The following is a 23,040-nucleotide window of genomic DNA, read 5'->3' as shown; positions in this document are numbered from 1 at the left end:
GATCGGGTTTTGATTGTGCGTATGTGGGCTGGAGGGCGTAAATTGGAAAATACATATAAATCATACTGTTACGATAGGCAGGGTGCGGTATCGCTACTTGATCGGGTTTTGATTGCCTGCCCCAAAGCGAATGATTCCGCGCCCCTCAGAAGGAAAACATCATGACACAGCAGGTTCCTTCCGTCTCTGTCAATTACGCGGCCAATGGAAGCTCGACCAAATCGAACGAGCTTGGCATGCGCGAAATGCAAGAGGGTGCCTATGAGAAGCGGGGCGAGCAATACCTGCTGATCAAGTCGCCCCCGGCCTCGGGCAAGAGCCGCGCGCTGATGTTCATCGCGCTCGACAAGCTGCACAATCAGGGCCTGCGCCAGGCCATCGTCGTGGTGCCGGAAAAGTCCATCGGGTCCAGCTTCAACGACGAGCCGCTGAGCAAGTACGGCTTCTGGGCAGACTGGACCGTGCAACCGCGATGGAACCTATGCAACGCTCCCGGCGGGGATGACGGCAAGGTCGGCGCTGTCGGCAAGTTTCTGGCGAGCGACGACAAGATTCTGGTCTGCACCCACGCGACCTTTCGGTTCGCCGTGGACAAGTTCGGGATTGAAGCGTTTGATGATCGGCTCATCGCGGTAGACGAGTTTCACCACGTCTCTGCCAACCCTGATAACAAGCTGGGCACGCATCTGGGCGCACTGGTCGCGCGCGACAAGGTGCATCTGGTTGCGATGACCGGGTCCTATTTCCGCGGCGATGCCGAAGCCGTTCTGTCGCCCGAAGATGAGGCAAAGTTCGATACCTTCACCTATACCTACTATCAGCAGTTGAATGGTTACAAATACCTCAAGACGCTCGACATCGGGTATTTCTTCTATTCCGGGTCCTATGCGGACGACATCCTCAAGGTTTTGGATCCGACCGAGAAGACAATCCTTCACATCCCGAACGTGAACTCGCGCGAAAGCACTAAGGACAAGCATCGCGAGGTCGAGCATATCATTGACGCCCTGGGCGATTGGCAGGGAGCGGATCCCATCACAGGCTTTCAGCTGGTCAAGACGCCCGACGAGCGATTCTTACGCATCGCCGATCTGGTGGACGACGAGCCATCCAAGCGTGACAAGGTTTCCGCCGCGCTGAAAGACTCCACGCAGAAGAACAACCGCGATCATGTCGACATCATCATCGCCCTGGGTATGGCGAAAGAAGGGTTCGATTGGATCTGGTGCGAACACGCCCTGACGGTGGGTTATCGCGCCAGCCTGACGGAGATCGTGCAGATCATCGGCCGCGCCACCCGCGATGCCGAGGGCAAGACCCGAGCGCGGTTCACCAACCTTATCGCGGAGCCCGACGCCGCGGCCGAAGCCGTGACCGAGGCAGTCAACGATACACTGAAGGCGATCGCTGCAAGCCTGCTGATGGAGCAGGTGCTGGCCCCACGTTTCAACTTCACGCCCAAGACCGTGAAAAGTGGCCCTGTCGAAGGGTTCGATTACGGCGAGGGCGGCTATGACCCCAACAAAGAGAACGTTGGCTTCAGCGAGGCCAGCGGGCAGTTCCAGATCGAAATCAAAGGTCTGGTCGAACCCAAGAGCAAGGAAGCCAAACGCATCTGCCAGGAGGACCTCAACGAAGTCATCACAGCTTTCGTTCAGGACAAGACCACGATCGAGCGCGGGCTCTTCGATGAGGAGCTGGTGCCGGAGGAACTGACGCAGGTCCGCATGGGCAAGATTGTCGGTGCCAGGTTCCCAGAGCTAGATGCAGAGGATCAGGAAGCGGTGCGCCAACACGCAGTTGCTGCGCTGAACCTGACCCAGAAGGCGAAAGAGATCGCGCTGTCGAACCGCGATGACACAGAAACAACCGGCAATACCGCCTTGATCGACGGGGTGCGCAAATTCGCAATGGACGTGCGCGAACTCGACATCGATCTGATTGATCGCATCAACCCGTTCGGCGAAGCCTACTCGATTCTGGCAAAGACGATGAGCGAGGAAAGCCTTCGGCAGGTCCAGGCCGTCATCTCTGCGAAAAAGGTGCAACTGTCACCGGACGAGGCGCGAGATCTGGCGAAACGCGCCGTCAAGTTCAAGCAGGAGCGGGGCCGTCTGCCTTCCATCACATCGCCTGATCCGTGGGAGAAGAAAATGGCCGAAGGCGTCGCCTATCTCGCGCGCATGAAGCAGGAGGCTACCAATGGCTAAGGGTTTCACCGACGAAGACGACGCCCTCCTTGCTGAGCTTGGCGTCGAGGTCGAGGTCAAGAAGCAGCTCAGCCGCACACCACGCGAAGAACGCATCATCGCAGGTTTTGAGGAAATCTTGCGATTTGCAGATGAGCATGGCCGGCCTCCCCAGCACGGGGAGGATCGTGATATCTTTGAACGCCTCTACGCCGTGCGTCTTGATCGGATCCGCGACTTGCAGGAATGCCGCGACCTCCTTGCCCCACTCGACGAGCAGGGTCTCCTAGCAAACACCCCTGCGCCCTCAGCATCGGACTCCGATGACCTCGATGACGATGCCCTCCTCGCCGAACTGGGCGTGGAAGTTGCTAAATCACCCCTCACGGAATTGAAGCATGTCCGGTCAACAGCCGAGAAAAAGGCCGCCGACGAAGTCGCAAACCGCGAGAAATGCGAGGATTTCGCGACGTTCAAACCCTTGTTCGAGCAGGTCCAGAAAGAACTGGATAGCGGCTTGCGCGAAACTCGCCCGTTCGAGATGAAAGCCGAGATCGAGAAGGGACGCTTCTTCATTGTCAGCGGTCAAAAGGCCTATGTCGCCGACAAGGGCGAGACCATCACCAACGAGCAAGGTCGCACGGATGCGCGTCTGCGGGTGATTTTCGACAACGGGACCGAGAGCAACATGCTGATGCGCTCGCTTCAGCGCGCGTTGAACAAGGACGACGCCGGACGGCGGATCACCGACCCATCGGCAGGGCCACTTTTTTCCGATCAGACAATCGATGGCGACGAGGCGAGCGGGACAATTTATGTGCTTCGCAGCAAGTCCGATCATCCACTTGTGGCCGAAAATCGCGACCTCGTACACAAGATCGGCGTCACCAATATGAGCGTTGAAAAGCGGATCGCTGGCGCACATCTGCAACCTACGTTTCTGATGGCGAACGTCGAGGTGGTTGCGACTTATGAACTCTACAACATCAATCGGACAAAACTGGAGAACCTGATCCATCGCATCTTCGAGCCCGCGCGGCTCGAGATCGAGATCATGGATCGCTTTGGTAGGCCCGTGATTCCGAGAGAGTGGTTTCTCGTGCCAATATTCGCGATAAAGGATGCAGTTGAACGGATCAAGGACGGGACGATTTCGGGCTATGTCTATGACCCGAAACAGGCGCGATTGGTATCTGTCTCATAGCTGGCGCATGGCAGAACAGCACAGCCACATTCGATTTCCAGATCATCCCCTCGCCTTTGCGTCCGAAGAGCGCGCCCGACCACCAAAACGTGTTTTCTTTGGCTTTGCCCTCGCGGCTTCTGCGTATCCCTGTAGCGCGCCTGTGTAGGTCTGCACCGCAGTCTCGAATTCCTTGTCGCCCATGGAGACCGCCGCGGGTGCTGCAGGTTCTGAATGCTCGAGGGTGATTTTCTTCGGCCTGTTCGAGACTGGCGCTGCAGCAGGAGGATAGGGCAAGGAATGCCCCTGCCGTGCTTTGTCGATCTCCTCAAAATGCCGGTCCGCATAGTAGCGGATGTGATCCGCCTTGATTGGATATTGCCCCTCAGGCAGGACTAGGACCTTGTCGAGCGGGAAACGCAGCAATTCAGCGGGGGATACCAGCGCCCGTTCTTCCGAGCGACGGCTGATATTTGCGCTCTCCGAGAGCTTGCGCACGGTTGCCTGTGATCTGGTCTTGCCCACGATCGTGCGTTTGCCGAGGGCTGCGGACAGCACGTCTGCGGTGCGATCATCCTGCGGGGTCATGTAGATCTGCACACCAGCGCCGGCCTGCAGAGCGCGGCGGTCGGTTTCGCCGTAGATGCCCTCAAGACCGGGGATCGACTGCGAGATGATAAACAGCCGCCCGCCATAGGAGCGGATCGTCTTGATGCTCTGCAAGACCAGGGGTTGTTTGCCCAGTTGGTCGAATTCATCCATCAGAAACATGACGGGATGTGGCTCGTCCGGTCCGGGATGCGCGCGTTGCAGACATGCGATGGCATCAGCGAACAGGAGCCGGATCAGGGGGGCCAGTGTTTTCAGGTGCTCCGGCTGCACGACAATATAGAGCGACTGTGGCTCTCGTCGGAACGTCCCGAAGTCGAAATCGCTTGCCTGTGTCGCCCGGTCCACCGCCGGATCGAGCCAGAGTTCCAATCCAGCCCCGCGGATCACACTGACATAGGAATCGAGAATCTTGTCCACTTCGTCGGCCATGCTCAGGAAAATCTCTGCCACCACCGGGTTTGCAGTCTGCATCGCGGCCCGTTTGTAGAATTCCTTTTTGTTGCCGCCGCCAGTCATGATCCGCAGCGCCTCACCGATCGTCGGCTTTCCGGTCTCGATGGCATAGAGGCAAGACGCCACGAACAGGCTGCGTCCGGCCTGGAAAAAGCTCTGCGCGTTCACGCTTTCGACGATGAGGAACAAGTCCGCCATGGTGTTGACGGCGGTGTATTGCTGCTCGGGGCTGGGCAGATCGGCAATGCGCTGGAGAGGATTGAACCGGTGCGTGCGGGTCAGGACGGGCCCGTTCTTGCCCTCGGGCTGAACGTAGTCATAGGGCGAAAAGTACCAGACCTGATTGTTCAGCGCCTTTTGGCGGTGGATGGATGTCTTCTCGAAATTTTCGCCCTTGACGTCGAGGATCACGGCACTGCCCTGGAAGTGCAAAAGGTTCGGCAAAACGAAGCCTACCCCTTTGCCCCGGCCCGTTGGCGCGATCATCATTGCGTGTGGGAAGCGATCTGGCGTGGCAGACACGAAAGGCGCGCGGGACGCAGGTGACCCGAGCTTGCCGAACAGAAAGCCGTTCTGGGAAAGAGACGCAGACATACGGTTGCGGCGGAGCTCGGGACGCGACTGGAAGTGCGCATCATCATAATCGGTGAGCGACCCGCGATGAACGGATGTCGCTCCTGTCGCCGCCAGAAGCAGGGCAGGAAGTGCCGTGATGAGCCACGCAGTATGTTCCACCGCAGGGTTTGCCTTGATCCGTGGATCAGACAGATTGAGCAGCCAAAGTTCGAAAATATCGAACCCACCCAGGTCTTCGCCAAATCGCGCCATCAGATAGAGCGTGGCGATCGCGGCACCGATCCAGGTGCCAACACCGAGACCGAGCAGGATGGCGATCGGATACCGCCAACGGCTTTCCATTGCATGCAGCATGTTTTGAATCCTCTAGAGGCCGTAATCGCCACTGGTATCGTCCCGGTCGCGCCCCCGCTCCTCGGCGCGCTCGAAAGCCTCGATCCGGGTCCGGTAGGTGGCGGCTGGTTCGCTGTCGCGCCCGGTAATGTCATCACCCGCATCCACTGCGGCGATGGCCTTTAGCTCCGAGAACACGGCTTGTCGCAGACCGGGGTCTTCGATGCGGTCCATGAGCGGATCGATCCGGCCAGCGGCCAGCTGATCCATATCCCCGTCGCGCAGGTCTTGCCGCACGTCGGAGATCAGCTTGTCCAGCGTGGCGATGTCGGCAAGGCGACTGCCCTGCCCCGCGTCGAGAATGTCCTGACGCGCCAGATCCGCCAAAAGATCACGATCCATGTGCAGCCCCGCAAAAACATCACGCGCGCGCGCCTGCAGGTCGCGTTCGAGCCCAAGCCAGTCCGAGCGCTCCTGTGCGTCCACTGGGCGTGAGGCTTCGAGTTGCGCCTCGCTGCGATGGGGTGCGGTGAAACGGGCAGCGACTTCTTCGACGCTGCTGCCCGCCTCCTCGAGCCGTGACTCCATCGGTGCCAGAACGCGCGCCAATTCAGCTCTGAAACGACCCAGTGCAGCATCGGCCTCAGCGACGAGCGGATTGCCCTCCTCTGCTGCCCGTGCAGCCAGCCCCGCTATCCCCTGCACACTGTAGGGATCGCGCTCGGGCGACACCGATGAAAAATGATCCGCAAGAAAGTCGCGACCCAGAAGCCTGCCCATTTCGCGGGCCTGCCCGGCAAAGAGCTGTTCCAGTTCGACCTTTTCGGCACCGGGCGCCATGTCCTGAATAGCGCTCCACGCGGTGTCGGCTTCCGCTTGCAATGTCTCGCGGGCGGCGATCAGACGACCGATCACATCCGCTCCGGCAGCGGGGATATCAACCCCTTCGGCAAACCCTTCTTTCACCGGCATTCCTTTCATCAAGTTGGTGGCGGCAAGCTCTGCGCCCTTCGCGATGCGCCCCATCCATCCATCCGGAGGGGTGTCGGCCTCCAGGCCCATCCCCGCAAGTTGCGCCAGCTGCCGATACCCCGCGGCGTGTCTGCGTATCTCGGCCTCTCGCAGAGCGCGGCTTTCAGGATCCAGCGGGGCAACCACTGGCTCCCGTCCCTCCTTGCGGGCCGCCTGCAAATCAGTGTCCCGCGGGGCGTTTTCCATGATGCCGCGCGACAGACGGGAAGAGGCGTTCAGCACCAGACCGTGCTCGCCCGCGATCTGCGCATGCAGCTCGCGCATCATGTCATAGCTGATCTCGGAATGGCGACTGATCGAGAGGAACTTGCCGTCCTCCATCCCGACCTTGTCGACAAGAACATGGGCATGCACATGATCTGTGTTGCAATGGAGGGCCGCCACATACCGATATCGATCCCTGTAATCCCCGCCAAACACCTCCTGCGCCCATTCGCGCGAGATGGCTTCCGCCAATTCCGCCTCGGTTCCCTTGGGAAAAGACAGGATGATGTGATCGGTATGACCCCGTTTCGGCGCCCCGCACCAGGAAGCACTCCAATCGGTAATGACATTTTCCATGCCGCGCTCGCCAAAGACACGATCGATGCCGATCTGGTTCGACCAGGCTGCGATCCGCGCCTCGTCGCGCAGGATGTATTTCATCTGTCGACGTAACTCTTTGGGCGAATGACACCCGCCCGTGCCGACCCGCTTCACCACGCTTTGCGGCACCCGCAGCGCGTTCCAGGACATTACCGCAACCGTCCCGCCGGACGCGCCACGCCGACGGCCCGGCGATACGCGCGCCTCGCCCGCCATGGCTGCAGACCGCCGCCCCACATGAGGCAGTATCTCGCCCAATAACGCCTGCTGGAGGGTGCGTGTTTCAGCCATCGCGCTACCCCTCCCCAACGTCCCGAAGATCGGACACCCGGACGAAGGCCCCGCGCAGCGAGGCCGCGCGCAAAGCCTGCACGGCCCGAGCAACCTCTTCGGCCCGGTCCGCAAGCCGACCGACCATTGCCGCGTCGCGCGCGTTCCACCGCAGCTTGCCCGCATGGGCAAGCTTCAGCATCTGCACAAGATTGCGCGCCAAGGCATTGAGCTGATTGGCCGACGCCTTGAGCGCCGTGACCTCGTCCCGGCGAAACGCGACAATGCCGGATGAGAGACGGATCATGTGCCGGAGCAAACCCGACGTGGTCATGCCCGTCTCAGCCACAAGCGCCTCGAATGCTTCGGCCTCACGGGCGGACACCCGAACCTGCAGCACGCGGCCCTTTGTGGTTCGATCCGTCACCACACCGCGCGCCCGCATGCGGGCGACAGTGGGTCGGGAGCAGCCAACACGCACGGCGATCTCCCCATCGCCAAGCCCTTGAGCAGCGAGCCGGAGAACCTCTTGTCGGGCTATGGTGGAGAGGCGTTTCGACATGGGCGGCAAGATTTATCATTAGATAGTTTTTGTAAACACGAAAACTCTAATGAGTCGCCGTACAAGTTTTGTCATACACAATACCGTTCCTGTCAACGTCCCTTCGGTCCGTTGTCGCACCTTCGGTGATCAGCAGGCAGGGCCTTGGCCATGCCTGCTGTAAACCCCACGCGACAACGAACAGACCGAAGGGACACCGCCTCCCCCGCGCCGCGATCCGGGACCCCAGCCCGGATCCTGAACAGGCGCGGGAATGACGTCGGCGCAGCCGACACGATATCCCTTCATTGGCGTTGAATGCTCAAAGGGGTTTTCCCGGAAGGAGAAGAAGACCTTGTGGGATTGGAACGCCTGCGCAGCACCGTGCGTATTACCTCGGCGCTGATACGGATAGTCGATGGTCAGGTGACCCGACACCTCGAAGGCTGATGGCAGCATTGGGAAATTGCCACAACGACGCGATGGCGAAAAGGATGGACGCTGCAATCACGGTCGGCGTGAGTGACCTGCTGACCAATTGACCGAACGCGTACGCAGATGATCGCCAAAACAGCACATCGCCTCAGCAGATACACATCTGTCTGACCCAAAGGTTGAACGTCTGTATCGCGCAAGGTCTGGACGCCATCCCGAGGCATCGCCATAACGGCGCAAAATATACGTTATGGAGACATTGAATGCTTGTTGTGACGGCCATCTCCGCGAAGGGCGGTTCGGGAAAGACAACTCTCATACAGATGCTTGCGTCCGCCATGCTGGCACGCGGCCGCCGTGTGCATGTCATGGATGCGGATGCTGACAAGCAAATCCTCGAATGGGAATCAAAAAGCGCGCGCGCCGACTTCGGTGATCTGCCACGCCTTCCATGGCCCACGGGCTTGACCGTGGTCGATGCCCCCGAGACCGTTGAAGGCCTTTACCACGCGCTGGACAGCTTTGAGGCTGAAGGTGTTGATCTGGTTCTGATCGACACCCGCCCCGGCGAGCACCCCGACACCGAAACACTGGCGCTGGCCTGCGACATGATCCTGGTGCCGGCCGTGCCGGTACAATCGGATTTCGTGGCGGCCCTGAAAACCCTGACATGGGTTATGCGCATGATCGAGACCCTCGGACCGGATGACCCCGCCCCGCTGTTTTCGGCGGTATTGATGAACGCGGACAAACGCGCGATCGATTTCGTGACCGCAGGCGATGACCTTGAGCGTGATGCGGCAAGAAGCAGGGTTCACCGGCAGGACCTTGAGGTCTTCGAGGTGATTTCAACCCTGCCACTTCTGCCAACGCCGGTGCCCCATCTCGCCGCGATCCAGCGCATGCCGCTGACCGGGCCACTGGGATATGTGCGGGACATTTATGAACAAGATCTTCGTCATCGGTTGCAGGCGGGGCATCTTTCCTCCGCCCTCGCCTTATGCAGTGAGATCCTTGGCGACATCGAGGCCGTGGTGGATGCTGCCAATGGCTAGGAAGATTCCAAACCGGTCCGGGACCGCTGTCTCGAACGAAGACAGGCTGACGCGGTCGCGGCAGTTCGCCACGAGCGCCACGAAATATGCCGTGTTCGATCAGAGTACGGCGGAAGCGGTCGCGACAGAAGGCCCAGCGGTAAATTCAGTGGACAAGAAAGAACCCCGGAAAGGGGAGAAGGCAGCCTCGGCTGAAACGGCGCGCATCAACTCGGGGGTGTCTACTCAGCCGGTGGCGGATGATGCTTGCAGTACTCGCACCGAAGGGCAGTCTCGAACCTATTACGTGCGCATCGGGGCTGAGGATCAGGCACAGATTGATGCGCTGGCAGAACGATCTGGCCTTGACCCGGATTACATTCGGCGTGCCTTGATCAAAGTGGTTCGCGCCCGCATGCAAAACCTGCGCGACACCGCGACCTGGCATGAGGTTGCCTCCGCTGCACGACCACGCCTGTCCGAGTCCAAAGGCACTGGTGCCCCCTTTATGAAATCGATGATCAGGCTCGACGCCGCCCATATGGCGGCGTTGCAGACAAGCATTGATGACCCGCTCAACGTCTATGGGGTGACGCTGCTGTTATCCGCCTTCGGTAAGGCGCTGCTGCACTCCGAGATCGAAGAGCTCGCTCAAAAGATCAGCGGCATCGAAGCCCGGGCAGCGCGTCCTGATCCAGCGTAAAGGCATCGCGTGCGGTCACGACAGCAATCTGACCGCCCGCCTCGATCATATCGATGAGCTGTGCCCATTCGGCAGGATCAGCATCCCGTTGCGTTGCGATCCCGTCCTGCACTGAAAAGGCAGCCTGCTCTCCGGTCGCCGCGAGAAAGACAATGCGTTGTGGCGCTTTGTCATCGCTGTGACGCGACAAAAAGTACGCATGGCTCTCGTTTGGGTTGTAGACACGGTCAGGATCGCAAACTAAGAGCAAGGTCCCGTCGTTTGCAGTCGCAGCATAGGTCTCCAGACCTCGCGACAAGCCGATCTCCCACTCGGCAGCGACAGCCGATGAAGCCGCGCCCAGAAAGAGCGCAATATGTAGAGGCCTGTAAAGCAAGTTACTAAACTCCGTTTTGTGTTGGCCAAGCATATATAGGGACAGGCAGATACCTGCCACCTGATTACTGCGGCTCCGACCAATGGAGGTCAGGAGAAGAGCATGAAGAAGTATGCGGGATACCCCGTCGAAGTCATTTGGACGACGGTAAACGGTGAAGACGTCGAGGTCGGCGTCGTATTCCAATGGAGCTGCGGCATGCGCCGTACCAGATGGTCCGATGACTTTGATCAGGCGGACGGCGCGAACCTGAGGTACGAGCCCTATGAGGACGCGGGATAGACCGCCTCCAGCCCTAAAATGTTCGCAAGCGACCGGAGCAGGACACGATTGTGATCCGGGCCAATGACACCGAGAGAGGGAACACGCGGGGCAGAGATCGTTGCAAAGGCGACGACGGTTTGTAACGCTACCAAAGAAGACCGATAGGAGACCCATGAGATGAAAGAGATTTTCAACGTTGGCGAGACAATCTTGCTGGACGGCGCGCCGCTTGCACTGGTGACCCCCGATGGCGTCAAGGCCTGGATCGAAGACGGCGTTCAGCACAGCTTTCGCTATGACCAAGTGCGCGATCCGCTCAGCGGCGAGATGAAATACCGCTGTCTCTACGAGAAGTACGGGTCGGATATGCCGTTCGTGCTGGTAGGCAACCCTGACAGTGAAGAAGGCGCGCACGTTATTCTGTTCGACCAGAAGCCAGACGCATAGCCCTTCGGAGTCTTATGCCAGGTGGCGAAGACTAGAGCCCCTCGGCTTCGCCCGGCGGCAGCGTCCACCTTGCAAGAGGGATGCAGACCCGTCAGGGCTGAAAGCGGATCGTGAAGGCGACCATGTGGCAAACGTTTTGGGATGGCTCAGGATGAGACAGACCAAGACGTATTGGCACAGGAAGACAGCAAGGTCGGAATTCAGGGCGGAGCCTCAGCAGCCCGGCCCCGCTTACGGGGCTTGCCCATGTCGAAACCTTCACCATTACAGTCACGCACATCGCAGCATGGAAGCCTATTTCGCAGGTGCAGCATCGTGTTCGGCCCACAGCCGCCGTCGACACATCTTGCAGCGAGAGGCTGGTTTGAGCCCATTTTGACCGGTGTTTCACGTTGGTAGAAATCGACGATCAACCCGGTAAGGGGCTAATCTTTCTCAACGCATGAACATGAGTGTCGATCGTTTTGGCTCCAAGTGGTCCACCATGACCAATATAGAATTTTCGCGCCCCTAGTGCCAAAAGCTGTTCAAGGGACGTAGCAACCAGAGCGGCACTTTCTTCAAAGGGAGGGCGTTTGGGGCGTTTGCGAAAGGCAATTCCACCGAGAAGTATTCCCGAAGCTGCCAGATCACCAGCGATCACCCGTCCATCGTCAAACAGTACTGATAGCGACCCAGGAGTATGTCCAGGAGTGAAATGAAGTGTACACATCGGAAAACCATATTCTGAAAGATTCAGTTTGGGCTGCGCTATAGGAACGTCTGGCCGGAAATAGGGGAAGGGTTCCAGAATCGCGCCTGTTTTGTAGAAGAGGCGTCCAAACAGCCCCGTTGCGTTCAAGGTGGGCCGTTCACCTTGGCAATATGGTATTTCCATTTCATGTGCGATAATCGGTGCGGATGTTAGGGATTTAATCGCGACTGCAGATCCAGCGTGATCGATATGCGCATGCGTCAGGACGATGGCATTAACATCCGACCAGACTAAAGAGTGTTTCTTCAACGCCTTGAGAATTTTGGGCTCTGATTGAGGGAGGCCAGTATCGATAAGTATGGCTTTCCCCTCGAAGGCGATGAGGAATGAATTAACCATGCCAAATGGCAGTATGGGGATTGTTTCTATGACAGTTCTTGACATTCTAAGTGCTAGCTCCAATCTGTGTTGAATGCGTTTGTTAAACGCTCAGCCGAGCACGACAATTGGGTACTTTTTTGTAACGGGAGATCAAGGTGACAGAGAAAAATGTTCTCATTAAGTCTTGGGCAGATCCAATCACCGGTGCGTGCCCCGTCGCCGAAATACTTCGTACGTTAGGTGGCAAACACGGGCCAAGAATTTTGCACTGCCTAACGGAAGGTGAACTTCATTTTCTAGAGCTCACACGAGCGATAGACGGCATCAGTCGGAAGGTACTGACCGATCAGTTGAAGGAATTCGAGGAGCAAGGGTTGATATTGCGTTCTCCAAAGAACGATGCACGTCAACGTGTCGGGTACTCGCTTACTGCGAAGGGAGATGCACTTTGCGGTGTTTTCGGACAGCTCTATGATTGGAGTCAATACTATAGATAGAAGATGGGATTGAGGCTGTTCGTTGAAACGGCGGCTTTGTCCCGCATTCCAGACCTCCACGCAAACCGCAGCCAATGACCGGAATCCGCCCTGCGCGTTGCTGATGCTGCAGATGCGAGCAAATTGCGCGCAGATGCAGCGAACGACTGTAAGGTCCCGCAAAGCCGCCCGTCACTCGGCCTTGCTGAACTCCCGCGCGAGAATTTCCCGCGCATGCGCGACCCCTTCTGGGGTCAGGCTCAGCGATTTCGCCTTGTTTTTGGGATCAAAAATCAGGCCTTTCTCGAAAAGCCGGTTGGTGATGGCCCAATCGACTCCCTTCCAGACCTGATCGCCGTAATGCAGCGTCAGGCTAAGGATCGCGAGAGCCGCATCATCAATCTTATCGATGTCGAGTGCCATCTCCCCCTCGTTTTCCTGTGTCTGCCCGCTTTTCGAACCGCGGCCGCGCATCATGCATAACCCCGCCGCTTCTTTATCGCCGCAAGTTTCATCAGCGCGGTTACGGCGCGCCCTTCATCTGGATGCTGCTCAATCATCATCTGCCCGCGCGCGCCAATGCGGCCCCATTCGCGCACCAGGCTGGCGCCCCCAAAGAGATCGGGTTGAATGCTCATGCGGTAAAACCGCCTCATGTTGCAGGCTGGATCGATCCGCCGCATCTGCAGGTCGGTCGGGAACACCTCAAGTTGAGCGACAGAGTGAGACATATCGTGATCCAGCAGGCTTTCTTCCATAATATCAAGTGGACGCATACCCTGCCACCTCGATTTCCCCGCGAGAGGAAAAGGGGGCTCATGCCCCCTTCTCGAACTTCATGACCGGGATGCCGAGCTTTTTGGCCTTGTCAGCAAGGTTCTCCTGGATGCCGGTGCCCGGAAAGACGAGAACACCCACGGGGAGCACATCCAGCATCGCGTCGTTGCGCTTGAAGGGAGCGGCTTTGGCATGCTTGGTCCAATCGGGCTTGAAGGCCACCTGCGTCACGCCCCGGGCCTCGGCCCATTTGGCGGCGATGAGCTCCGCGCCCTTCGGGCTTCCCCCGTGCAGAAGGACCATGTCGGGATACTTGGTCCGGACCTGATCGAGCTTGCCCCAGATCAGGCGGTGATCGTTGAAGTCGGTCCCGCCGGTGAGGGCGACCTTGGGGCCTGCGGGCAACATCACCTCGGTTTCTGCGCGGCGCTTGGCGGCAAGGAAGTCGCGGCTGTCGATGAGCGCTGCTGTCATGTGCTGGCGGTTCACCATCGAGCCGGTGCGAGGCCGCCAGGTCGAACCTGTGTGATGGACGAACTCGGTGGCGGCGTGATCGCGCATCATGTCCATGCAGTTGCGCCGTTCGATCAGGGTCAGGCCTTCGGCCGTCAGGCGCTCAAGCTCGTTCGCCTTCACCTCGGAGCCGTCCTGCTCGCGCTGCAGGCGGCGCTGCGCCTGTTCGTTCTCATCGAGCGACCGCTCAACCCTCGCCGTGGCGCGGTGGAAGAGGTTGACCTGGCCCCAGAGCACCTCTTCGAGGTCGGGTTCCATGCGGGTATCTTCCAGGGTCGCGACGAGGGCATCGAAGATGTCGGCGACGGCGACGGCGAGGCGCTGCCCATCGGGCATCGGACGCGGATCGGGCTCGTCAAAGGGGCGGTAGCCATAGAGCTGCAGCTCGTCGAGCGCATGGGCGGTCTGGGATGCGGTGTAGGCGGGTTCATACGCGTCGTCGTGAGTGTGGATCGTCATCAGTTTCTTGCCTCCGGGCCTGTCTCATCCGCGCGACAACCCGCGCGGCCTTCATGGGCTGCGAAAGCCGTCATGGGGGACGCCCCTTCACCCCGCCTTTCGGGGCCGGAACGCATGTGGAGGAGGGCGGCAGGCAAGCTATTTGTTTCGCGATGCAAAGCGGGGGCTCGTCCCCCGCGGCGGAAATAGCTTGCCTGCCGCCCTTGATGAGGCGTCCCCTTTGACGGCCGCCTGCCCATCTCTTGAAGGCCGCTCGGGTGTCGGGTGGATGAGATTTACCCGGGAAGAGGCAAAGGTGATGATCCACACCCGCGACAGGACTGCAGGACGCCTACCCCCTCAACCCCTGACCGCCCCCTGCGCGATGTGGCTCAGCCCAACAGGCGTTGGCGATCCTCAAGCCCGATCTGCCCTGCCAGATGCTGGCGCAGCGCCTCTTTGCCGGTCGCCCGGAGATCATCGTTGAAATCTCCGAGCCGCGGTTCCAGCACCCGGACGGCAATCCCGGCGTCAAGGGCTCTGGCGCTCAACCTCTCTGCCGCTGCGCGCCCCGCCGGATCGCGGTCGATGGCGATGTAGAGGCACTGAAGCCCCTCCGGCAGCAGGACGGCCCCGAGGTGTCCCGACGAGAGCGCGGCCCAGACGGGCAGGCCGGGCACGGCTTCGACGAGGGACAGCATGGTCTCGATGCCCTCCCCGACGACGAGGATGTCGTCATGCGGGGTCAGCCTGACGGCATTGCCGAGGAGGTGACCCATGGCCCGTCGCTGCGTCTCGACGGCCGCCTTTCCCTGTCCGTCAGGCGCCAGCCAGGTGCGATGCACGCCCTGCAAGGCCCCTGCCCCATCGGTGACCGCCGCGATCAGCGCTGGTCTAGGGACGCTCCGGGTCTGGCCTTCATCCCGATGCCAGCAGTTTGGGTGGAAGCGGAGCGCGCTCATCGTGCCGCCTTGGCTGATGCCCCGGGCGCGGAGGTAGGTGTCGGCAAGCGTGCCTGCGACCGGCACCGAGGCCGCAAACAATCGCGCCGCCGCGGCTCGTGTGCCACCGGGGGCTTTGGCCTTCTTCGGCACTGGCGTATTCGGGAGGACCGGCTGGGGACGGCCAAGATGCGCTCGGGCCTCGGCCAGAAGATCGGGAAAGCGCGAGATCCCGGTTCGCTCGCGGATGATGTCGAGGAGATCGCCATGCAGTCCGACAGCCGCGTCCTGCCATTTGCCACGGGCTCCCGGTCCTGATGTGGGTCCAGTCAGCCGCACGAAGAGCGACCGGCCGGGGTTGTTCTGCAAATCGCCGACGATCCAGTAGGACCCTTCCCGCCGTCCGGCGGGAAGGTAGGCGCGACACACGCTCTCTGCGTTCTCCGCCAGAGCGCGGATCACATCTTCAGTCTCGGAATACATGGCTCAGCACCCTCCACGCGCATGTAGTCCTGTCACGGGACAACGTGCAAGCAGACGATCAAGCACTGTGATGCCGCTGGAGTCTGCTGGGCAGAAGAGCCGCAGCTTCCAGGCGATGATCTCCGAGAAGAACCCATCTGCCTTCAGCCGGTCCTTGGCGGCACCCAAAAAGCCCGACAGCTCGATCCGGTTGACGCCCATGACGCGCGAGCGGTGCAGCTCCATCCCTTCGGCCAAGCGCACCACGGTCTTGCCCTCCAGAACAAGGGCATGGACCTGCGCCGCCGTGAGCTTCGGCGCATCGGCGGCAAGTGTGGTCGCGACCCACGACGGCGAAACGCGGCGACCGATGATGCGCTGACCGTCATCGGTCTGCAGCCGGTAGACGCGGGTTTCATCCTGGGGGAGCTGCTTCCAGATCGGCAGCAGCAGCCCCGCCACGATATGCAGCGTGGTTTCCGAGAATTCCGGCACCTCGGCCAGTTCCGCGGTCCAGGCGGCGGCGAAGACTGCGCGGTCGGCTTCGAGCCAATGGGTGTCCTCCATCATCCGGGCCGGAACCGTGCTGGCCTCCGTTGGCCGGATCAGCCTCAGCCGCGGTTCGATGGTGCCGTCGTCTAGCATCAGGCTGGTCGCGGGCACCTGCACGGCAGCCCTGTTTGAGCGGCTGTTAACTAGCAAACGCGCCTTCGGATCGTCCAGCCAGTCGAGCGCATCAGCGAGCGCGGTCGGCGTGTTGCGCTGCTTTTGCGCGATGGTCAGGAGCTGGGTTTCTGCGCCGGAGCCGGGATGGGTGTAGATCACACGCGCATCCGTCACCTGAAAGCTCTCGGCGCGCAGCGTCTCGAGCCCGAGGTCGTAGACCCCGGCAGCGATAGCGCCCTCGATTCGCTGGTCGAGGAGTTCCTCGAAGACCGAGAACAGCACGGCCTGCATGTCGATCGTCAGCGCCAGCAGGCGATTGAGGAAGGTCGTGATCGGGGGCAGATCATCCTTCAGCCCATTGTCATCGGTCAGGCTGAGACCTGTGGCATCCTCGAAAGCGCCAAGTGAGCACCCCGCGACATCGCCGCGATAGATGCGGCGGTAAAGCTGGCGCAAGGCATCGCGGGCATAGGGAGACTCCAGATTGTCCTCGGGCCGGAACAGCCCCTGCCCGCCGGTTTGACGCTGGCCGCGCGTGATCGCCCCGAGCGTGTCGAGGCGACGCGCGATGGTGCTGAGGAAGCGTTTCTCTGCTTTCACATCGGTAGCAACGGGCCGGAACAGCGGTGGTTGCGCCTGGTTGGTGCGGTTGGTGCGGCCCAGTCCCTGAATGGCCGCATCGGCCTTCCAGCCCGGTTCCAGGAGGTAGTGGACCCGCAGGCGCTGGTTCTTCGCCCCGAGATCGGCGTGATAGCTGCGCCCCGTGCCGCCCGCGTCCGAGAAGATCAGGATGCGCTTCTGGTCATCCATGAAGGCAGCGGTTTCCGCGAGGTTGGCAGAGCCCGCCCGGCTTTCGACGACGAGGTGCGCGGCAGGACCATCGCCTTTTCTCACGATGCGGCGCGAGCGGCCCGTGACCTCGGCCACCAGATCAGTGCCGAAGCGCTGGACGATCTGGTCCAGCGCGCCGGGCACCGGCGGCAGCGAGGCCAGATGCTCGATCAGCGCATCGCGCCTGCGCGCCGCTTCACGACATTCCACTGGCTGGCCATCGCGCGTGACCGGGCGCGAGGAGAGGTTGCCTTCGCTATCGGTGAAGGGCTCATAGAGCTGCACCGGGAAGGAATGGGCGAGGTAGTCCAGGCAAGCCTCTCTTGGCGTGATATCCACCCGCACATCGTTCCACTCATCCGTAGGGATGTCTGACAGGCGCCGCTCCATCAGCGCCTCACCTGTCGAGACGATCTGGATTACGGCCGCGTGGCCCGCGGCGAGATCGGCGTCGATGGCAGCGATCAGGGTTGGGGTTTTCATCGAGGTGAGCAGATGGCCGAAGAAGCGCTGCTTGGCAGACTCGAAAGCCGAGCGCGCGGCGGATTTGGCCTGCCGGTTCAGCGTGCCACTGTCGCCCGTGATGTTGGCGGCCTCCATGGCCGCCGCAAGGTTGTTGTGGATGATGGCGAAGGCCCCGGCATATGCATCATAGATCCCGCGCTGCTCCGGTGTCAGCGCATGTTCCAGCATCTCGTATTCGACGCCGTCATAGGACAGCGAGCGCGCCGTGTAGAGGCCAAGCGACCGCAGATCGCGGGCCAGCACCTCCATCGCGGCAACGCCGCCAGCTTCGATAGCTTGCACAAATTCCGCCCGCGTCGAAAACGGAAAGTCCTCGCCACCCCAGAGCCCGAGGCGCTGCGCATAGGCGAGGTTGTGCACCGAGGTTGCGCCGGTGGCCGAAACATAGACCACGCGGGCATTGGGCAGCTTGTGCTGCAGGCGCAGGCCCGCCCTGCCCTGCTGCGAGGCCGTGACATCGCCGCGATCGCCTTTCGATCCTGCGGCATTGGCCATGGCATGGCTTTCGTCAAACAGAATCACCCCGTCGAAATCCGCCCCCAGCCAGTCGACGATCTGGTCGACGCGGGATTTCCTGGCCCCGCGCTCCTCTGAGCGCAGCGTTGCATAGGTGGTGAACAGGATGCCCTCGGTCAGCGGGATATCCTTGCCTTGCGCAAAGCGCGACAGCGGCGTCACCAGCAAGCGCTCCTGGCCAAGGGCAGACCAGTCGCGCTGAGCGTCCTCGAGAAGCTTGTCGCTCTTCGATATCCAGAGCGCCTTGCGCCGGCCTTGGCACCAATTGTCGAGCACAATCCCGGCCGACTGGCGGCCCTTGCCCGCCCCGGTGCCGTCGCCAAGGAAGAAGCCACGGCGGAAGCGGACAGCGTCCGCGGCATCGTCGGGCGCGGCCGAGACCATGTCGCCGGTTTCATCGACAGTCCAAGACCCCGCGAGATACGCGCCATGCGCCTCGCCCGCGTAGATCACGGTCTCAAGCTGCGCGTCGGACAGGAGGCCATCACACAGTACAGCGGCTGGCAGCTTGGGGCGATAGCTGGGTTTCGGGGGCGCGACCGAGGCCATGGCCGCAGATTGCACAAGCTTCGTCGGGTGCGGTGCCGCGCCGGGAATGTCGATGGCCTGCAGGCGGAAGGTCTCATAAATTGCATCCGACAAGCGCGCATTGGTACCGTCCTCGGTCACATCCCGAAGGGTATAGGCGAGGTCTGAGGCCTCGATCTGCGGCGCGGTGTTGGTGGGGTTCGTTGCATCTGTTGCGCGGGATGTGCTGAGGGCCGTACGCGTGGTGCGGGTAGGATTTCCCGGGAAGGGGGAAGAGGGGCCCTGCCCTGCTGGTACGACCTGCGCCAGCACAAGGCGCGGGGGGACATGGGTAGTGATCAGCGACAGCAGGCTGGCGACATCAGGCGATATCGGGCGCGCCAGATCGGCTGTGATGCCGCCCGCCTCGCCACCGCGGAATTTGTCGAAGACCGAAATCCGCGTCTCGAAGCTGGTGCCGTGCTTGGCGAAGGCCGCACCCGACACAGCACCCGTAAAGACCAGATGCGCGGTCTCGGTCAGGCGAGCGAAGGTCTCGACCCAGGCGGGCGCATCGGGCGCGAAGCCCGCACCGGTGATGGCGACCAACCGTCCGCCGGGGGCCAGACGCGCAAGCGCCGAGCGCAGGTGCCGGGCTGTCGCCTCGGTGGTGCGAGCGTCGACATTGGCCACCGCCGAGAATGGCGGGTTCATCACGACGACGCTCGGGCGGACGCCCGCGTCGAGATGATCGTCGATCTGCGCCGCGTCAAAGCCTGTGACAGGCCGCCCCGGAAACAGGCGGCGGAGAAGATCGGCGCGGGTGTCGGCCAACTCGTTCAACGCGAGGCTGCCGCCCGCGATTTCTGCGAGGACCGCCAGAAGGCCCGTCCCAGCCGATGGCTCCAGCACCAGATCGCGCGCGGTGATCTGTGCTGCAGCCAGTGCCGCCAGCCCCATGGGCAGCGGCGTCGAGAACTGCTGGAACCGCTCCATCTCCTCGGACCGCCGCGTATGGGTCGGCAAAAGGCCCGCCACCTTGACGAGGATCGGCAGCAGCGCCGCGGGCGAGCCCGCCCGGGCCAGGAGCGCACGGCCGAACTTCCGCAGGAACAGGACCAGCGCTGCCTCGCCCGCTTCATAGGCCAGCTTCCAGTCCCAGGCGCCGGTCGCATCAGAGCCGCCAAAGACGCGCTCCATCTCAACGCGCAGGCGCAGCGCATCGATCTGGAAACCCTGCGCCAGATCAGTCTGCAGCGCTTCGGCCACGCTCAAGATCGCAGCGGCCGTATCGAGGGACGGGATAGGGGCGACAGGCGCAAGGGCGCGCTCGGTCGCAAAGGGGGCGAGATGGGTCATCGGGAAACTCCGGAATGAGGAACAGGATCAGGCCCGGACACCCTCTTTCGAGCACCCTCAGGCCTGACCTCCCCCGGCCCTCCTCTTCCTCTCAAACCCCATGATTTCCACAGGCGGCTTGCTTTTGTTCCTGTTATGTTCTATTTTGAAACCAAGCTAAGAAGGGAGATCCCCGATGGAAAGCACCGCTAACGCCCTGCCCGCGACGCCAAAGCAGATCGCCTATGCGCGCGCTCTGGCCCTGCGCAACCAGACGCTTCTGCCGTGGAAGGTTCAGCAAGATCGGCGCTCCTTGAGCGCCTGGATCGACGCACAAGCCAAGATGAACCCGGGTGCGCAGGACAGCCGCCCAACATCGAAGCAGGTCGCCTTCGCCGAACGCCTCGCCCGGATCAAGCGCCGCGCCGTGCCGGACGAATGTTTCCGCGACAAGGGGCTGATGTCGAAGTGGATCGACGGGAACAAATGAAGCTGGGTAGCCCCTGCGGTGATTGAGACTACTTCAGCCGATCAACAATCGATGCCCCGCCCGACCTGGCAAGCGCGATCAGGCTGGACTGGATTTTGGATGTGAAGACGGAACTGAACGTGCCGATGGGCGTGCGGTCCTCCCAGACATAGGACCGCTCCAGAATATCGGTGTTGATCTCGTCCAGCATGACCCATTTGCGGACATGGGTCTCCAACCCCACACGCTGCGACTCGATCTGTGGCACCTCGATGCACTTGCGCGAGGGCAAGGGCGGTTGCGTCGTGATCGGCAGGATGAACACCACGGTCTCGCTATCGGACTTGGCGACAGTGACGGCGATACAGACAGGCCGTGTCTTGCGGCCCTCGGTCTCGCCCGCCATCTGCTCGCGTTTCCACAGGAACGGATAGCGGAAAACCTCTCCAGCCGCAGGCTTAGTCATCCGCCTGCGTCAAGTCCCGCTCGAGCCCTTCTATCATCAGCGTCTTGAGATCCTCGGGCATCTCTTCGAGCATGTGAGCCTGCTGCGTGGCCCCTCGGGTGAGTTGCTGATACTGATCCATGCTCATCAGCACGAATTTCGGCTTGCGGTGCTTCGTGATCGCGATCGGCGACCGGATAGCCGCATCGAACAGGTCACTTGTGTGCCGCGTCAGGTCGGCCGCCTTGAACTCGGGAAGATCATGCATGATCGGGGTCTCCATTTGTGCAGAATATACATACATTCTGGATATTCTGCAAGAGATGGGTTGAGCCCTCCCATGTGTCATCCGAACCGCCGCCCCCCTGCGGTGAAGGTGTATTCATTGGCAATGATGCCGTCCTCAACGGACTCGTCCGAGGTAAGGTGGTCGTATTCGCTCTGAAGCTGACGGTAGAGCCAGCGGGCAAGGTCGCGCAGCGCCTCGGTCACGGTCTCTTCTGCGTCCTCGGTGGGCGGCTGCCATGTCGGGCTGTCGCGGGTGACGTCCACCGACATCGTGTATTCGTGGTAGTAGCGACCGCGGTGGCTGACCTCGGCAGCGAGCTGGTAGAAGTTACGCCGCTGGATGGCCTGCAGCCGGTCGGCGATGCCATGTAGCGTCGCGTCGGTCGGGGCGTAGTCCCGGATGCGCGCAGCGACGCCCTTCGCGTGACCAAAGTACCCTTCGAACGACGCTCCGTCACCCTGGCTCCAGAAACCTGAAAACCAGATGCAGGGTTTGGCCCGCGTCTCGCCGCCCATCAGCCGCACAGGCGTGGTTTTGAGCCGGACGCCGAGAATATCGCAGATACGTTCGAAATCTTCGTAGACCGTGTCCCACCAATCGTCGTGAGGCCCAAGCTCGCGATACCAGCTGCGCGCCTTTTCCTTGGCTGCATCTGAAAGCTCGGGGAACTGGTAGACGGTGGTGCAGATGACCTCAGGCATCGACGTCCTCCCCGTTCAGCGCGGCGGCCAGCCATTCTTGCGTGCTGGTCGCGCCGATGGACTTGCGGGCACCAAGATCGATGACATGCGCGCCACCGCCGAAAGCGTCGAGGCGCGGCCGGGAGCAGGTCAGGGAATATTGGAACCCCCAGAGGCCGGTGAGATCGAGCTCTTCCGCAAGGCGCAGCACGAAGCGGATGACCGCCTCGACATCGCCGTGCTCGTCCTCATGGATCCAGAGGGTGCTGCCCTCGGGCGCGTCCTGGCACGCAAGAGTGAAGCCCGAGACCTCAGGCTCGTCTGCGTGCTGATCCGCAGCGCGCAGGTCATGAAACAGCTCGAGTGCGCGGGCGGCCTTTTCGGGGCTGCCGACGTCGATCAGGCATGAGAAATGGGTGAAGTAATCCGCCATGGGGACCTCCTGAATGGGGAAAACCCGGCCGGGCGGCCGGGCGGCCGGGCGTTGTGTTCGAATGAAGGGGTGGTTGGGGACGATCAGCCGGTGAGACTGTCGCCCGCTGCCTGTCGTGCGGCATGCGCGCAGAGCATCTGCCGGTAGAAACGCTTGCGCGCGGTCCGGAGGCCGCAAACGGCGCGCGTGTCGGGGTGCAGCGCCCGGACCGCCGCGCGCAGAACTGTCTGGGGCGACGCCGTCGGCGGCAGACCGAGGCGCAAGTATGCGGGATCAGTCATGTCAGCTGACCTCGACCACGGGCGAGGCGTGATGCGGATCGACCTGCGCCTCGATCCGCTCGGACCGGCCCATCCAGGGTTCGGGCCGGATGGCCTTCACCCAATCGGCAAAGCTCGGGATGAAGCCGAGATCCTCTTTCACATGTTGTTCGCCAACCCATCGGGTCGGGATGATGCGCCCGGTCGAGAGCGTGAGGGTCTGGCCGAAGATCGTCTCGGCCATGAATATGCCCTCGGCATGGTGCCGCAGGGCCCGGTGCCGAAAATCGGCGGTGATCTCCTTGCTTTGGTCGATTATCTGGACACTTGCGATTTCACCTCCAAGGCTGAAGTTTTCACCTTTTT

23 protein-coding genes are annotated in these 23,040 nt (G+C 61.3%); 7 read left to right on the top strand and 16 right to left on the bottom strand.

What is annotated here, in order from left to right; genetic code table 11:
• Positions 1-161 precede the first annotated feature (161 nt).
• Together TRIHO_RS18640 and TRIHO_RS18635 are read left to right on the top strand one after the other, a co-directional pair.
• The gene (locus TRIHO_RS18640; RefSeq protein WP_068247294.1) at positions 162-2,210 is read left to right on the top strand and encodes a pseudomurein-binding repeat-containing protein; all 2,049 of its coding nucleotides are present in this window, start codon (positions 162-164) and stop codon (positions 2,208-2,210) included.
• On the top strand, positions 2,203-3,393 hold the full coding sequence (locus TRIHO_RS18635) for a GIY-YIG nuclease family protein (protein ID WP_068247292.1): 1,191 nt from the start codon (positions 2,203-2,205) through the stop codon (positions 3,391-3,393). The genes TRIHO_RS18640 and TRIHO_RS18635 overlap by 8 nt, the downstream gene beginning before the upstream one ends.
• 42 nt (positions 3,394-3,435) lie before the next feature.
• Here TRIHO_RS18635 and TRIHO_RS18630 read toward each other — a convergent pair whose 3' ends face one another.
• Genes TRIHO_RS18630 through TRIHO_RS23765 form a run of 3 tightly spaced genes read right to left on the bottom strand, consistent with a single transcriptional unit; the run spans position 3,436 to position 7,795 of the window.
• On the bottom strand, positions 3,436-5,367 hold the full coding sequence (locus TRIHO_RS18630) for a type IV secretory system conjugative DNA transfer family protein (protein WP_068247284.1): 1,932 nt from the start codon (positions 5,365-5,367) through the stop codon (positions 3,436-3,438).
• A 12-nt stretch (positions 5,368-5,379) separates the two neighbouring features.
• The gene (locus tag TRIHO_RS18625) at positions 5,380-7,254 is read right to left on the bottom strand and encodes a relaxase/mobilization nuclease domain-containing protein (RefSeq protein ID WP_165595931.1); all 1,875 of its coding nucleotides are present in this window, start codon (positions 7,252-7,254) and stop codon (positions 5,380-5,382) included.
• Between the two features lie 4 nt (positions 7,255-7,258).
• On the bottom strand, positions 7,259-7,795 hold the full coding sequence (locus TRIHO_RS23765) for a plasmid mobilization protein (protein ID WP_131811223.1): 537 nt from the start codon (positions 7,793-7,795) through the stop codon (positions 7,259-7,261).
• A 677-nt stretch (positions 7,796-8,472) separates the two neighbouring features.
• Here TRIHO_RS23765 and TRIHO_RS18615 point away from each other — a divergent pair.
• Together TRIHO_RS18615 and TRIHO_RS18610 are read left to right on the top strand one after the other, a co-directional pair.
• Positions 8,473-9,264, top strand: coding sequence for an AAA family ATPase (locus TRIHO_RS18615; protein ID WP_068247275.1), 792 nt, complete (start codon positions 8,473-8,475; stop codon positions 9,262-9,264).
• Positions 9,248-9,946 carry a hypothetical protein gene (locus tag TRIHO_RS18610; protein ID WP_068247268.1) on the top strand — a complete coding sequence of 233 codons (699 nt, stop codon included), beginning with the start codon at positions 9,248-9,250 and terminating at the stop codon, positions 9,944-9,946. Before TRIHO_RS18615 ends, TRIHO_RS18610 begins: the two co-directional genes overlap by 17 nt.
• Here the strand turns inward: TRIHO_RS18610 and TRIHO_RS23760 are convergent.
• Positions 9,903-10,508: a hypothetical protein gene (locus TRIHO_RS23760; protein ID WP_131811222.1), complete on the bottom strand. Its 606-nt coding sequence runs from the start codon at positions 10,506-10,508 to the stop codon at positions 9,903-9,905. The genes TRIHO_RS18610 and TRIHO_RS23760 overlap by 44 nt on opposite strands.
• Positions 10,509-10,763: 255 nt before the next feature.
• Between TRIHO_RS23760 and TRIHO_RS18595 the strand changes: the two genes are divergently transcribed.
• Positions 10,764-11,033, top strand: a complete 270-nt coding sequence (locus tag TRIHO_RS18595; protein ID WP_040179869.1) for a hypothetical protein — start codon at positions 10,764-10,766, stop codon at positions 11,031-11,033.
• 409 nt (positions 11,034-11,442) lie between these two features.
• Here the strand turns inward: TRIHO_RS18595 and TRIHO_RS23400 are convergent, their stop codons facing one another.
• Complete coding sequence (locus TRIHO_RS23400) at positions 11,443-12,171, bottom strand: MBL fold metallo-hydrolase (protein ID WP_082705204.1); 729 nt, start codon at positions 12,169-12,171, stop codon at positions 11,443-11,445.
• 92 nt (positions 12,172-12,263) lie between these two features.
• Here TRIHO_RS23400 and TRIHO_RS24430 point away from each other — a divergent pair, with 92 nt between their 5' ends.
• On the top strand, positions 12,264-12,605 hold the full coding sequence (locus TRIHO_RS24430) for a winged helix-turn-helix transcriptional regulator (protein ID WP_200813257.1): 342 nt from the start codon (positions 12,264-12,266) through the stop codon (positions 12,603-12,605).
• Positions 12,606-12,776: 171 nt separating this feature from the next.
• Here TRIHO_RS24430 and TRIHO_RS18590 read toward each other — a convergent pair whose 3' ends face one another.
• From TRIHO_RS18590 to TRIHO_RS18570, 5 genes are all read right to left on the bottom strand, one after another.
• Entirely contained in the window at positions 12,777-13,061 is a 285-nt protein-coding gene (locus TRIHO_RS18590) for a DUF6429 family protein (RefSeq protein WP_232367833.1), read from the bottom strand.
• Complete coding sequence (locus TRIHO_RS18585) at positions 13,058-13,315, bottom strand: WGR domain-containing protein (RefSeq protein WP_067296573.1); 258 nt, start codon at positions 13,313-13,315, stop codon at positions 13,058-13,060. The genes TRIHO_RS18590 and TRIHO_RS18585 overlap by 4 nt, the downstream gene beginning before the upstream one ends.
• A gap of 85 nt (positions 13,316-13,400) precedes the next feature.
• A complete protein-coding gene (locus TRIHO_RS18580; RefSeq protein WP_068247263.1) occupies positions 13,401-14,333 on the bottom strand; it encodes a DUF2493 domain-containing protein in 933 nt (310 codons plus the stop codon).
• 371 nt (positions 14,334-14,704) lie between these two features.
• Positions 14,705-15,736 carry a DUF7146 domain-containing protein gene (locus TRIHO_RS18575; RefSeq protein ID WP_068247259.1) on the bottom strand — a complete coding sequence of 344 codons (1,032 nt, stop codon included), beginning with the start codon at positions 15,734-15,736 and terminating at the stop codon, positions 14,705-14,707.
• A gap of 3 nt (positions 15,737-15,739) precedes the next feature.
• On the bottom strand, positions 15,740-20,119 hold the full coding sequence (locus tag TRIHO_RS18570) for a bifunctional class I SAM-dependent methyltransferase/DEAD/DEAH box helicase (RefSeq protein WP_068247256.1): 4,380 nt from the start codon (positions 20,117-20,119) through the stop codon (positions 15,740-15,742).
• 175 nt (positions 20,120-20,294) lie between these two features.
• Between TRIHO_RS18570 and TRIHO_RS18565 the strand changes: the two genes are divergently transcribed.
• Positions 20,295-20,588, top strand: a complete 294-nt coding sequence (locus TRIHO_RS18565) for a hypothetical protein (protein WP_068247252.1) — start codon at positions 20,295-20,297, stop codon at positions 20,586-20,588.
• 28 nt (positions 20,589-20,616) lie between these two features.
• On the opposite strand, the gene TRIHO_RS18560 is transcribed toward TRIHO_RS18565, so the two are convergent.
• The 6 genes from TRIHO_RS18560 to TRIHO_RS24235 all read right to left on the bottom strand — a co-directional run.
• Positions 20,617-21,033: a hypothetical protein gene (locus tag TRIHO_RS18560; RefSeq protein WP_232367832.1), complete on the bottom strand. Its 417-nt coding sequence runs from the start codon at positions 21,031-21,033 to the stop codon at positions 20,617-20,619.
• Positions 21,026-21,280 (bottom strand): type II toxin-antitoxin system prevent-host-death family antitoxin, encoded by a 255-nt coding sequence (locus tag TRIHO_RS18555; protein ID WP_232367831.1) that lies wholly within the window; start codon positions 21,278-21,280, stop codon positions 21,026-21,028. Before TRIHO_RS18555 ends, TRIHO_RS18560 begins: the two co-directional genes overlap by 8 nt.
• A 77-nt stretch (positions 21,281-21,357) precedes the next feature.
• Positions 21,358-22,002, bottom strand: a complete 645-nt coding sequence (locus TRIHO_RS18550; RefSeq protein WP_068247247.1) for an antitoxin of toxin-antitoxin stability system — start codon at positions 22,000-22,002, stop codon at positions 21,358-21,360.
• The gene (locus tag TRIHO_RS18545) at positions 21,995-22,414 is read right to left on the bottom strand and encodes a hypothetical protein (protein WP_068247244.1); all 420 of its coding nucleotides are present in this window, start codon (positions 22,412-22,414) and stop codon (positions 21,995-21,997) included. Before TRIHO_RS18545 ends, TRIHO_RS18550 begins: the two co-directional genes overlap by 8 nt.
• Before the next feature lie 83 nt (positions 22,415-22,497).
• A complete protein-coding gene (locus tag TRIHO_RS18540) occupies positions 22,498-22,695 on the bottom strand; it encodes a hypothetical protein (RefSeq protein WP_068247242.1) in 198 nt (65 codons plus the stop codon).
• Position 22,696: 1 nt separating this feature from the next.
• Positions 22,697-23,040: DUF6915 family protein (locus TRIHO_RS24235; RefSeq protein ID WP_068247239.1), on the bottom strand; the 344-nt coding region annotated here is incomplete at its 5' end.

Origin of the sequence: Tritonibacter horizontis (assembly GCF_001518015.1) — a bacterium.
GTDB classification, from domain to species: Bacteria; Pseudomonadota; Alphaproteobacteria; order Rhodobacterales; family Rhodobacteraceae; genus Epibacterium; species Epibacterium horizontis.
This window is presented reverse-complemented; position numbering and strand designations above follow the sequence as displayed.

Excerpts from the sequence above, each read along its gene's own strand:
- TRIHO_RS18640 (WP_068247294.1), top strand. The coding sequence starts at position 162 with ATGACACAGCAGGTTCCTTCCGTCTCTGTCAATTACGCGGCCAATGGA.
- TRIHO_RS18635 (WP_068247292.1), top strand. The coding sequence starts at position 2,203 with ATGGCTAAGGGTTTCACCGACGAAGACGACGCCCTCCTTGCTGAGCTT.
- TRIHO_RS18630 (WP_068247284.1), bottom strand. The coding sequence starts at position 5,367 with ATGCTGCATGCAATGGAAAGCCGTTGGCGGTATCCGATCGCCATCCTG.
- TRIHO_RS18625 (WP_165595931.1), bottom strand. The coding sequence starts at position 7,254 with ATGGCTGAAACACGCACCCTCCAGCAGGCGTTATTGGGCGAGATACTG.
- TRIHO_RS23765 (WP_131811223.1), bottom strand. The coding sequence starts at position 7,795 with ATGTCGAAACGCCTCTCCACCATAGCCCGACAAGAGGTTCTCCGGCTC.
- TRIHO_RS18615 (WP_068247275.1), top strand. The coding sequence starts at position 8,473 with ATGCTTGTTGTGACGGCCATCTCCGCGAAGGGCGGTTCGGGAAAGACA.
- TRIHO_RS18610 (WP_068247268.1), top strand. The coding sequence starts at position 9,248 with ATGCTGCCAATGGCTAGGAAGATTCCAAACCGGTCCGGGACCGCTGTC.
- TRIHO_RS18595 (WP_040179869.1), top strand. The coding sequence starts at position 10,764 with ATGAAAGAGATTTTCAACGTTGGCGAGACAATCTTGCTGGACGGCGCG.
- TRIHO_RS23400 (WP_082705204.1), bottom strand. The coding sequence starts at position 12,171 with ATGTCAAGAACTGTCATAGAAACAATCCCCATACTGCCATTTGGCATG.
- TRIHO_RS18590 (WP_232367833.1), bottom strand. The coding sequence starts at position 13,061 with ATGATGCGCGGCCGCGGTTCGAAAAGCGGGCAGACACAGGAAAACGAG.
- TRIHO_RS18585 (WP_067296573.1), bottom strand. The coding sequence starts at position 13,315 with ATGTCTCACTCTGTCGCTCAACTTGAGGTGTTCCCGACCGACCTGCAG.
- TRIHO_RS18580 (WP_068247263.1), bottom strand. The coding sequence starts at position 14,333 with ATGACGATCCACACTCACGACGACGCGTATGAACCCGCCTACACCGCA.
- TRIHO_RS18575 (WP_068247259.1), bottom strand. The coding sequence starts at position 15,736 with ATGTATTCCGAGACTGAAGATGTGATCCGCGCTCTGGCGGAGAACGCA.
- TRIHO_RS18570 (WP_068247256.1), bottom strand. The coding sequence starts at position 20,119 with ATGACCCATCTCGCCCCCTTTGCGACCGAGCGCGCCCTTGCGCCTGTC.
- TRIHO_RS18565 (WP_068247252.1), top strand. The coding sequence starts at position 20,295 with ATGGAAAGCACCGCTAACGCCCTGCCCGCGACGCCAAAGCAGATCGCC.
- TRIHO_RS18560 (WP_232367832.1), bottom strand. The coding sequence starts at position 21,033 with ATGACTAAGCCTGCGGCTGGAGAGGTTTTCCGCTATCCGTTCCTGTGG.
- TRIHO_RS18555 (WP_232367831.1), bottom strand. The coding sequence starts at position 21,280 with ATGCATGATCTTCCCGAGTTCAAGGCGGCCGACCTGACGCGGCACACA.
- TRIHO_RS18550 (WP_068247247.1), bottom strand. The coding sequence starts at position 22,002 with ATGCCTGAGGTCATCTGCACCACCGTCTACCAGTTCCCCGAGCTTTCA.
- TRIHO_RS18545 (WP_068247244.1), bottom strand. The coding sequence starts at position 22,414 with ATGGCGGATTACTTCACCCATTTCTCATGCCTGATCGACGTCGGCAGC.
- TRIHO_RS18540 (WP_068247242.1), bottom strand. The coding sequence starts at position 22,695 with ATGACTGATCCCGCATACTTGCGCCTCGGTCTGCCGCCGACGGCGTCG.